The 11,096-nt window shown below is 46.0% G+C and carries 10 protein-coding genes; 2 read left to right on the top strand and 8 right to left on the bottom strand.

Going from position 1 to position 11,096, the window contains the following annotated elements; genetic code table 11:
- Window positions 1-228: 228 nt before the first annotated feature.
- The 7 genes from ACSNJE_RS10325 to ACSNJE_RS10295 form a co-directional block, all read right to left on the bottom strand.
- The gene (locus ACSNJE_RS10325; protein WP_495252617.1) at window positions 229-1,416 is read right to left on the bottom strand and encodes a TolC family protein; all 1,188 of its coding nucleotides are present in this window, start codon (window positions 1,414-1,416) and stop codon (window positions 229-231) included.
- Between the two features lie 24 nt (window positions 1,417-1,440).
- A complete protein-coding gene (locus ACSNJE_RS10320) occupies window positions 1,441-2,610 on the bottom strand; it encodes an ABC transporter permease (RefSeq protein WP_052217374.1) in 1,170 nt (389 codons plus the stop codon).
- The gene (locus ACSNJE_RS10315; RefSeq protein WP_013121462.1) at window positions 2,611-3,291 is read right to left on the bottom strand and encodes an ABC transporter ATP-binding protein; all 681 of its coding nucleotides are present in this window, start codon (window positions 3,289-3,291) and stop codon (window positions 2,611-2,613) included.
- Window positions 3,292-3,318: 27 nt separating this feature from the next.
- Window positions 3,319-5,082, bottom strand: coding sequence for an efflux RND transporter periplasmic adaptor subunit (locus tag ACSNJE_RS10310; RefSeq protein WP_495252616.1), 1,764 nt, complete (start codon window positions 5,080-5,082; stop codon window positions 3,319-3,321).
- A 160-nt stretch (window positions 5,083-5,242) separates the two neighbouring features.
- Window positions 5,243-5,995, bottom strand: a complete 753-nt coding sequence (locus tag ACSNJE_RS10305; RefSeq protein ID WP_474773526.1) for an ABC transporter permease — start codon at window positions 5,993-5,995, stop codon at window positions 5,243-5,245.
- Window positions 5,992-6,729: an ABC transporter ATP-binding protein gene (locus ACSNJE_RS10300; RefSeq protein ID WP_013121465.1), complete on the bottom strand. Its 738-nt coding sequence runs from the start codon at window positions 6,727-6,729 to the stop codon at window positions 5,992-5,994. Before ACSNJE_RS10300 ends, ACSNJE_RS10305 begins: the two co-directional genes overlap by 4 nt.
- A gap of 143 nt (window positions 6,730-6,872) precedes the next feature.
- Window positions 6,873-7,769: a hypothetical protein gene (locus ACSNJE_RS10295; RefSeq protein ID WP_052217378.1), complete on the bottom strand. Its 897-nt coding sequence runs from the start codon at window positions 7,767-7,769 to the stop codon at window positions 6,873-6,875.
- A gap of 205 nt (window positions 7,770-7,974) precedes the next feature.
- Here ACSNJE_RS10295 and ACSNJE_RS10290 point away from each other — a divergent pair, with 205 nt between their 5' ends.
- The gene (locus ACSNJE_RS10290) at window positions 7,975-8,673 is read left to right on the top strand and encodes a response regulator transcription factor (RefSeq protein ID WP_052217379.1); all 699 of its coding nucleotides are present in this window, start codon (window positions 7,975-7,977) and stop codon (window positions 8,671-8,673) included.
- Window positions 8,651-9,883, top strand: a complete 1,233-nt coding sequence (locus tag ACSNJE_RS10285; RefSeq protein ID WP_495252615.1) for a sensor histidine kinase — start codon at window positions 8,651-8,653, stop codon at window positions 9,881-9,883. The genes ACSNJE_RS10290 and ACSNJE_RS10285 overlap by 23 nt, the downstream gene beginning before the upstream one ends.
- A gap of 14 nt (window positions 9,884-9,897) precedes the next feature.
- Here the strand turns inward: ACSNJE_RS10285 and ACSNJE_RS10280 are convergent, their stop codons facing one another.
- Entirely contained in the window at window positions 9,898-11,061 is a 1,164-nt protein-coding gene (locus ACSNJE_RS10280; protein WP_495252614.1) for a S1C family serine protease, read from the bottom strand.
- Between the last annotated feature and the right edge of the window lie 35 nt (window positions 11,062-11,096).

Raw genomic sequence — 11,096 nt, 5'->3', positions numbered from 1 at the left:
CCCTGCCGCCATTCTCCAGCACAAAGCTCCGGGGTAGCCGGGACACCCCACCCACCCTTCCAAAATGCTGCTTCACCCACCCCTCCATGAAAAAACTGGCGCATTAAAATATAGCTCCGCTCCGGAATAGATTTAACCTCCCTGAATTTTTTAAAATAACCTTTGTTGACAGCCTGAAGCCTCCCCAAATTGGGGAGGCTCACCGCTACAGGAAAATCAGGCTGACAGTTATTCAGAAACCAGAGTCACTGTTTTGAGCTGGTTTTTGGCCAGTGAATAATTATACACCGCTTCGACATATTTTGCTTCTGCATCTGCCAGATCCACCGTAGCCCCCAAAACATCATCATACGTGCCAACTCCAATTTGGTAGCGCTTTTGAGCCAGACTGTAGTTATCTTTGGCCTGTTCCAGATTCCGGGCCGTGATGGTTACAACCTCATCGGCTTTCTGCACCTGAAACAGAGTGGATATCACATCGGCCCTGATACTCTGCTCCTGCTGCAGCACGTCGAGTTTTGCTTTTTCCAGTTCTATTTTATTCTTCCTTGCCATAAAGGTGTTGGGTGCCTGGTAACCAACAACCAGGTCATAGTTTAACTGGGCAATAGTCTGTGTATTTCTGGCCTTTTGCATGTCCAACCTGGTTTCCAGAGCCTGTTTGGTCAATTCTTCCACAGAGGGCAGGGTTACTTTTTCATACTTCAGGACCTGAGCCGGTTTTATGTCAGTGTTTACATCCAAACCAAGGGCTTTGTTCAAAGCCACCTGGGCATTTTTATAATCCCTCTGGGCATTGGCCAAATCGGCCTGAGCGCTGGCCAGATTGATCTCTGCCCGGTTTACATCTGTTTTGATGGCAGAACCTGCCCTGAACTTTTTCTGGACCAGGGCTAACTGTTCCTGGGCCCTCTTCACTGATGCTTCCCTGACTTTTACCATGTTGTCGGCCTTCAGGACATCGTAGTAGTACCCTTCAACGAGAATTTTAGTTTGTTCCCTGGCAATCTCGTAGGCCTGTTTAGCTATATCCTCGGCTAAGGCTTTCTGTTTTGTGGAAACATATTTTGTCTGGGCATCCTGCAAGGTGTTTACGGAATCTCCATCTATTTCGTCTGCATTATAATAGGCCTGGTCAGCGTCAATAATGGCGCTGTCATAATCCAAAGCGGCCTTTTTCAGGTCAATATTATTCTCCAGGGCCAGTTCATAGGCTTCCTCCAGAGTCAAAGTCTTGGCCGACGCTTTTGCTGAACCTGTACCGGAACCGCCCGTTTCCTGTTGGGCATTTGTTGCCCCCTGAGCCAAACCGGTTGTTTCCGCCAGAGACGAATTTACAGCCCCGAACAAAAGAAGCGCAACAACACATAACAAACCCAATTTCAAACCCAATTTCAAACCCCATTTTCTGGACAAGCGAATACCCCCTTATTTCGTCAGTTACTCAAAGCGCAAGGCATCAATCGGTTTCAGGCGGGATGCTTTGTTGGCCGGGAACAAGCCAAAAAAGATTCCCACCAGCACGGAAAAAGAAAAAGCCAGCAACGCCACGCCCGGGGATACGGTCATGGTCATATTCATGATTGTGCCTATTGCTTTGGAGCCCAACATACCCACAATTATGCCCAATATGCCGCCCATACTGCTGACAACTACCGCTTCCACCAGGAACTGGCGTAAAATATCCCTGCGTTTGGCCCCTATGGCCTTTCTGATGCCGATTTCCCTGGTTCTTTCGGTAACAGATACCAACATGATATTCATAATACCAATACCGCCAACCAGCAAGGATACTCCCGCTATTCCGCCCAGCATCAGAGTCATGGTTCCCGTTACCTGGTTCACTGTTGATAACATTTCCGCCTGGTTAAAAACCCGGTAATTGTCCTCATCCTTAAACTTTCTTAACAAAGCTGCTTCTACCTGTCTGACAACAATATCCACATCCTCTTTCGATTTAGCCTGCAAGGAAACAGAACTGATCTGCGGGTTGGCCAAAAGGCGCATGGCGGTTGTAATTGGGATGATAACTTTGTCATCATTGGACCCACCCATGCTGCTCCCTTTTTCTTCCAATAAGCCAACCACCTTGAATTTCACGCCGTTAATTTTTACTTCCTGGCCTATAGGATTGCCAAAACCAAAGAGCTCCCGGCTGACTTCGCTACCCAACAGAACTACTTTTTGCCGGTATTCAATATCAACCGGGAGAAGAAACCGGCCGGCACTGGTCTTTTGATTACGCACCGTAGCGTATTGCTCGTTGGTGCCTTCCAGGGAGGTATCTACTTTTTTTGTCCCATACTTTACCGTTACACTGCTGGATATGGTCGGGGCTATTCCGCTTACTCCCGGCCTATCCCCCAACTTCAGGGCTTCCTGATAACTCAAACCACTAACCTCTCCCCGACCTCTAATGTTAACTGATATCAGGTTGGAGCCCAGGCTTTCAATTTGTCCGGTCACCTGTTTAGCTGACCCCTGGCCGACAGAAACCAGGATAATTACGGCGGAAACACCGATAATCACTCCCAGCATAGTCAGGAACGACCGCATTTTATTAGCTCTGATCCCTGCTATGGCCAGCTTGACCGCCTGACTGAAATTCATCTAATCACCCGCTTTCGTATCGCTGACAATCATGCCGTCCTGAATGCGCACAATGCGCTGGGCCTGCCTGGCTATATCCAGGTCATGAGTAATAAGTACAACAGTATGACCAAGCTGATTCAGTTGATGCAGCAACTGAATTACTTCCTTTCCCGATTTCGAGTCCAGAGCACCTGTAGGTTCATCAGCCAGAATGATAGGGGGCTCCCCGGCCAGGGCCCTGGCAATAGCCACCCTTTGCTGCTGCCCGCCGGAAAGTTGGGACGGCAGATGGTCCATCCGGTCTTCCAGGCCTACCAGTTTGAGAAACCTCACTGCCTTTTCCCTGCGCTCGGCGGCACTGGTACCACGGTATATCAGGGGGAGTTCCACATTTTCCAAAGCAGTCAGTTTACTGAGCAGATTAAAGGCCTGGAATACAAAGCCAACTTTTAAGTTGCGGATCTCGGCCAGTTCATCGTCACTTAAACGGTCAGTGGGGTGATTGTCTATTATTACTGACCCGGAAGTAGGGGTGTCAAGGCAACCGATCATATTCATTAAAGTTGATTTCCCTGATCCCGATGGCCCGATAATGGCCACAAATTCCTGAGGACGGATGTGGAGAGATATGTCTTTGAGGACCTGCAAAGGAGTACTGCCGGTTTGATATATTTTGGACAGATTTTCAATCCTTATCATGTTATCCTTCCCCTTCCGGTGTCTGGACTAATGCCAGGCTCCCGATCCGCTGCTGCGGGTTCCGGAATTTCTGTTACTGCCTGGCGGTGGCCCGCCGAAACCCGGCATCATGGTTCGGGCATTCCTTGTATCAGACTGCTGGCCGGGAATAAGTATTTTGTCCCCTTCCTTTAAACCCTGCGTTATCTCGGCAAAACTTTCATTCATCAGTCCTACGGTAACAGGCCTCATATTACGCCCCTGGCCCGAACCGTCGTCAGCCGGCACCAATACAAATTTCCTCTGGCCCCTTTCCTGGAGGGCCTCAACAGGTATCAATACAGCGTTGTCTTTTCTGGCCACAACAATGGTCACATTGGCTGTCATCCCGCTCTTTAGCAGCTTCTCGGAATTGTCCACCAGGATGGTAACGTCAAAAGAAGCAACATTATTGGTTACCTGACCTTCTTCGGCAATCTCCGTGACCTTACCTTTAAATACCCGGTCCGGAAGAGCATCCACTGTTAAATTGGCCACCTGCCCGATTTTAACCTTGGCAATGTCCACTTCATCCACCGGGAATGAAACTTCCACCTGGTCTGTATTGATGATTTTTCCAAAAGTTTTGGCGGACCCTGTCGTCGAACTGCTTGCCGAACTTTGCGTGTCGCTGGTTTTCGTACCGGTACTACCCGAACTTCCGGTGCCTATTTCGTCACCTTCCTTGATATCCATCCCTGAAACAATCCCATTTATGGGAGCCGTCACCTTCAGGTCAGCCAGTTGTTGCTGCAAATCATTTAAGTTCAGCAGTGCCTGTTCATATGCTACCTGTTGGGTTTTCTGTTCGCTCTGGGCTGTATCACTGTGCAAAGCAAAAAGCTTTTGCCCTTTCTTAACGGTCTGGCCTTCCTGCACATAAATTGCGGCAACTTCGCCGTTCAAGGTCGCCTTGAGCCCCGTCTCGTTCATCCACTGCAAGGAACTGACCGCCAAAGCATCCACCTGTTTCCCGCCTACAGTCACCGTACCAAAAGCCTTCATTCCGGAAGAAAGATTACCCCTGGCGGCAACGGCCACTTTAATGTAAACCCGGTTTTCGCCGCTGTAGCCCGAAACGGGCTGGCTGTTTTTAACAATCACCCGTCCTTCTACTGTCTCACCCTGATCCGGTAAAAATACTTCAACTTTTTGATTTACATAAACCTTTTTGGCAGTATCGCTGTCTACAGGCATATCAAAAACAAGCTGGCTGTCATCCTGCAACGTTGCCAGAACTGCACCTTTGGAAATTTCCTCACCCTTTTTTACTTCCAGGTTTACTATCCGTCCTGAAAAAGGAGCCGTAATTATGTCATCAGACAATTGAGTTGAAGAATCTTTCAGATTTAACGCAGCTTTTTCCAGTTCCAGACGGGCATTGGCCACCTCCACACCAAGGGAGTCATTAACCACCTCTGCCAGGAGGTCGCCTTTTTTCACTCTGTCACCGTTTTGCACATATATTTTTTTTACCGTACCTGATACATTGGGACCTATATTTTCTGCTGCAACGGGAACTATAGTACCGGTCCCCGTTACCGTGACCTCGATGGAACCTCGTGTTACCTCTGCCTGGGCCGTATTTTGCAGCGCAGAGGCGTCCGTCTGCTGGGTGGTTCTATAGGTACCGTAAACCGCAACTACTAGCACCAGAGCTACAGCGGCAGTAATTTTTTTATGTTTCACCATCAAATTTTTCACCGAACCGAAAAGAGCGGAAATTTTCCCGGTGCCAGACACATTACCGCCAGAATTTGCAGGCAGCTTCAACCAAAACCCCTCCTTTATATCGCATTTTTTAGCCAACCTCCCCAAAATTTTCTATCACAAATAAACTACATATAATTATAAAGACTCTTTGTGTCCGTTCTGTGAACATTATGTGATTTATCAGATAAATTATGGCTAAGCCGTCACGTATACGGGACAGTCAAATATCTTTTTTGTCAAATAAAGAAAATCCCAGGGCAAACAGAATCAGACTGTGAGACAGCATAATCAGGAAGGTGTTAATAAGTCTCCCGGCGCTGACAGCGCTGCCGGTCCACATCATGTACCAGTCCGTATACGAAAAAGGACTTACTTTGGCCAGTGTGGGAAAAAGAAATGGGGTAGCCTTTCCCGCCAAGTATACAAAAACAGATGTTATCAAAGCAGCCCCGCTATTCCTAAAAAATTGGGCCAGAAAGACCCCTATGATACCAAGGACGAGCATGGGCACAACAGCCATAATATAAGCCAGGAGCGTCTGAAATAAATCTGTCAGGCTTAAGGCACCGCCATTAAGAAAAAAACCTGCAATAACCGAGACGACAAATAGTAGTGCAAGACTCACAACGACAAAAAACGCAATGGCGATATTTTTTGAAAGGAACACCTTAAACCTCGTTACGGGCCGGGTCAGGGTAAGTTTTAAAGTTTTATCACCCAGTTCACCCGAAAAAAGATCTGCTGCCATACTGAAAATAAAAAGGGGCAGCAGAAGTGAGGAGAATAACCCCAGCATCGAAATAGGAAAACTGGCCGAGTTAACTGCAAAAATTCCTAACGCATTTTGACCAAAAACAAATAAGGCTGCCGTCCCGGCAGGAACTAAGACCGTAATTATCAGAAAAACAACATTTTTTTTCCTCTGGAATATCTTTTGCGTTTCGTTTACTGAATTAACTATGATTCTGTTCATCGCAAGAAGCTCCCCCCTTCCCCTCTTAACTGGCTGATATAGTAATCTTCCAAAGAATTATACTGATCACTCAATAACTCGCTGACCCTTCCTTCCCTGATCAGTTGTCCGTTAATAATAATACCTATCCTGTTGCAGATAAGTTCTATTTCATGGATTAGGTGGCTGGAAATAAAAAAGGTAATTTGTTTTTCGCCGGCCAGATGAGTAATGGTATTTCTGACGTCAACCATTCCTTCTATATCAAGGCCGTTAACGGGTTCGTCCAAAATCACAAATTCCGGTTCCGATAGGATGGCCAGCGCCAGGCCAAGCCTTTGCTTCATTCCCAATGAAAAAGTTCCCACCTTTTCATGTTTGAACGGCCCCAGACCAACATCTTCCAATACTTCTTCAATCCGCGTCTTTTTTATATCACTGTAAAACCTCGCCGCCAATTCCAGGTTTCGGTATGCGCTCATATATTCATAGGCATCGGCCGTTTCTATAAGGCACCCTACTTTGGCCATTGCCTTTTCAAACTGTTCTGTAATGTCATATCCGAAAATTTTTACTTCACCCTTGTCCGCCCTGGACAGACCGGTAATTATTTTCATTACGGTGGTTTTGCCCGCTCCGTTAGGCCCGAGAAAACCGAAAACATCGCCTTTGAATATGTCAAAAGTTATATTTTTTATACCTCTTCCATTTCTGTAAAGTTTGGTCAGGTTTGTTACTTCCAGAATCTTTTCCATGTTTTTTCCCCTTTCCCAAAAAAAATTGGATTACGAACCTATTAACGCAAAGACCATGCAGATAAAAAGAAAGGCCGCAAAGTTCATGTCGAACTTTGAGGTCTAAAATTTTGGGGTCCTTGTACCGCTGGGGCATTAGCGTTTTATTTTTCGTGCCTGTAATTTTCAGGGGAAATTATATTTACCTGCTTCCCGCTGAGGTCTACCGTATCTGGAGTGGTACTGTTGTAATTTGAAAAGCCGGTATCAATATTGATGACTACCTCGTGACCATTTCCTTTAGCGTCAGTGCCGGTAATAGTAATGTTTTCAGTCTGTTCCTGAATAAGGTTGTCTTTGTTGATTTTTGCCTCTACATCAATATGGCTCACCCTGATATTGTCCACCAGTCTGGGCAATTTATCCTGCAGGCTATTTTCGAACGCGAAATCCATAGGCTTATTTCCCATGTGTTTTAGCTCTTTGTCCAGATTTTTCACCATCAGGGAGGCCACAGCATTAATTATCGGCGAAATCTGTTTGTCTGAAAGTTGCAAAGCTACTTCTTTCGTTCCGTCGGGATTGCTATTTAAGGTAATATAGTTTTGGATAGTGCCCGTCAGAGCGTCAGCAACATTTTCTATGTCCTTAATCCGGCCCGGGTCGTCTTCCCGCCATTCCTTTTTATGATTTCTTTCCCTGCCACGTTGCAGTACGTTGTAGACACTGCTGTCACTGCTTTTAATAACTGTTTTATTATCTTGTCTGTACATATCCACGGTTTTCTGAAGGCCCCCGGAAGTAACCGTAACACTGTTGCTCATAGACTCTTTTTCTTTATCCAACTTGGATATGGCATCGACTTTAAATAAAAGTTTCCCGTTGTCTTTTACTGTAACTTCCGTTTTCGGTGTTATGCTGTTTACAGCATAGGTATTTTTTAGAGCCTCTTTGTAAACATCGTACCCGGAAGTCCCGGATATGGCAGCAAAAGCCGTGGTCCCTAACAATACGCCACCCACTGCCACAGTTCCAAGGATAGCCATTAACTTTTTGTTCATGTTTTCCCTCCTTCGTTTCTAAATTAACCCGATTTACATTTACAATTTATACCTCCTTCATCACCTCCGGTGTAATTAATTAAGCCGGCCCACACTTTTATTTTGAAATACAAACCTTAAAACCACCTTAAAAATGTTTTTTAAAAACCTCTTTTCTTAATGTAATTCCAAGGAAAATAGGTTAACATTATGTTGAGGTGATTTTATGAGGCTGCTTCTGGTGGAGGACGAAAAGAGGCTGGCAGACGCTCTCGCGTATATTTTTAAAAAGAATAACTACGGTATTGACGTGGCTTATGACGGTATAGCCGGGCAGGAAATGGCCGAGACGGGTATCTATGACTTAATCATCCTGGACCGGATGCTCCCCAAAAAAGAAGGCGTTTCTGTCCTAAAACACCTTAGAAGCATAGGAATAAAAACACCGGTTCTCCTGCTCACCGCCAGAGATGCCGTGGAAGACCGGGTGGAAGGCCTGGATGCAGGCGCCGATGACTATTTGGTGAAACCTTTTGCCACAGAGGAATTGTTAGCCCGGATCAGGGCCTTGGCCAGACGGCAGAGTGAAAATTTCCACAGTGAAAAAATACGTGTCGGCTCTCTTACGCTTGACCCGCTTCACTGTGAAATTACCTGCGGAGATGAAAAAGTCAGACTGACATATAAAGAGACCCAACTGCTTGAACTTTTTATGCGTAACAGCGGGCAGGTGATAACCAAGGAACAAATCCTGGACAAGGTATGGGGAATTGATTCGGAAGTGGAGATAAACAACGTGGAAATTTACATTCATTATCTGAGAAAAAAAATAGTTCCGGAAAAAAGCAAAGTGCGGCTGGAAACTGTAAGAGGGGTTGGCTACTGCCTGAAGGAGGAACCCGATGTTTCGCAGGCTAAAAATTAAACTTATATTGATTAATGTAGTTGTGGTAACTATAATATCCGCTTTCTTTATGATAGGTATCTACGCCCTGATGATGCGAAGTATGCACCGGGAGTCGGACCAGTTAATGCAACTTATTGCTTCCGATGCAGGTTCAAATCCGGGGACCTACACTTCCCGTCCCAGATGGCAAAGACTTAATTATTTTTATGTAAAAGTAGACCATTCCGGCGATATTCTGGAAACGGCGCAAAATATACCCATTTCCCAGGAACAACTGCAAACGCTGATTAAAGAAGCCTTGAGCCATCCAGAGCAAAGGGGCTTCATAAGGCATCGTCAACACGACGAATACTATCGTTTTCTGAAAGCGCCCCTGAAAAACGGGCAAGGACTTACAATCGTTTTCTTAAATTCAGAGTCCGAGGAAAGGGTTATTGGTCATCTGTTGGCAGCCTTTGCTATTACAGGCCTTGGCGGAATAGCAGTAGCTCTGTTAGGCAGCCTTTTTATGGCCAACAGAGCTCTAATCCCCATTAAAAAGTCCTGGGAACAACAAAAAAATTTTATTGCCGATGCCTCCCACGAATTACGCACTCCCCTTGCCGTAATTCAAACAAATTTAGATATTGTGAAAAGCAACCCCAATGAAAAAGTAGCAACTCAAACGGTATGGTTGGAAAATATCGAGGCTGAAACCAAGCTAATGACCAAAATGGTTACCGACATGCTCCTTCTGGCCAGAGCTGACTCCCACCAATTACCTGTTCACATGGAATCTTTCAAATTAAATGAAGCTGCAGAAGAAGTTTTAACGCCATTCGAACCGGTAGCAGTCCGGCGAGGTCTGAGACTAAACAAAAAATTTGGACAACAAATCAACTTTGACGGGGATCAAACACGGATTAAGCAGTTGATTGGGATTTTAATCGACAATGCAATCAAATATACGCCCGCCGGTGGCGAAGTCAGCCTTGAAATACATGACCATCCCTATAACATTGAAATTATAGTGACAGACACCGGGGAAGGGATTGAAAAAGAACACTTAGATAAAATATTTGAACGTTTTTACAGAGTGGATAAAGCCAGGTCTAGGGAGAGCGGCGGTACAGGGCTAGGCCTCTCCATAGCCGAATGGATAGTCAAGGAGCATCACGGCACCATAAAGGTTTCGAGTTCACCGGGTGCGGGGGCCACCTTTGTGGTGAATCTTCCCAAACGAAAATAGAGGTCGTCAGACCTCTATTTTTCTGCCAGGGTAACGGTTGCTTTCTTAATCGTCCCATCCCGGTAGACTTCTACAACCAACTTATCATTAACTTTGCTTTTTTGAACGATCTCCTGCAGGCCTTCAGCAGTTGTTACCGTTTTCCCGTTGACTTTCTGAATAACATCACCGGCCCGCAAACCGGCCTTCTCAGCAGGACTGCCGGATAGTACGTTAGCTATGAGAACGCCTTCAGTTTTCTCAATTCCGTAATATTGGGCCATACTGGAATCAAGGGTTTGGATATTCACGCCCATATAAGGCCTTACTACCTTACCCTTCTCCAACAGGTCTTTTAATACATCCGCCACAGTGGAAGTAGGAATGGCAAACCCAATTCCCTGGGCTTCGGCATTTACGGCTGTATTAATACCTATTACCTCGCCAGCCAGATTTAGCAGGGGGCCGCCACTGTTCCCTGGGTTAATGGCCGCGTCGGTCTGCAGTAGGTTCTTATATTCCCGGGAATCTATGGTGACAGGACGGCCCTTAGCGCTTACCACCCCAACTGTGACGGTGTGGTCAAGGCCGTATGGGTTTCCAATGGCGATGGCCCAATCACCTGCGTTCACCTGATTGGAATCCCCCATTTTCAGGTAGGGTAAATCTTTGCCCGCATCAATTTTAATCACAGCCAGATCCAGGTCATAATCGGAACCAATCACTTTAGCCTTAAAGGGCCTGTCATAACTTACTACCTTGACATTGATTTCGCTGGCGCCGTGAATTACATGTTCATTGGTAAGGATATACCCGTCTTTATTAATAATGAACCCGGAACCTACACCTCGGTTTGACTCTGCCCCAGAGTGATAAGGCATTTGACGGCCAAAAAAATCTCTATAGAAGGGGTTTGTAAAATAAGAATTCCCGGAAATTTGAGTAACGGTTTCTATATTAACAATGGCGGGACTTACCTTTTTAACTATACCGGCGATATCGGGCAGTTTATTGGCCTGACTGACGGAAAGACTGGCAGGTACAACGTTCTGGGCTGCGCCGGTCTGAGTTTTAGCCAGATCCGAAAAATAATTGGCGTAAGCAAAAATCCCCCCCAGGACAAACATTGCTCCGACCAGGAAACTGACCATCGTAGCAGCGACAGCGCGGATAAACTTAGGTTTTGTTTCCATTGACATGGTCTAACACTCCTTTTGCTTCTTTAATCCCCTTT

It is taken from the genome of Thermincola sp. GK-1 (genome assembly GCF_059412445.1).
This window is presented reverse-complemented; position numbering and strand designations above follow the sequence as displayed.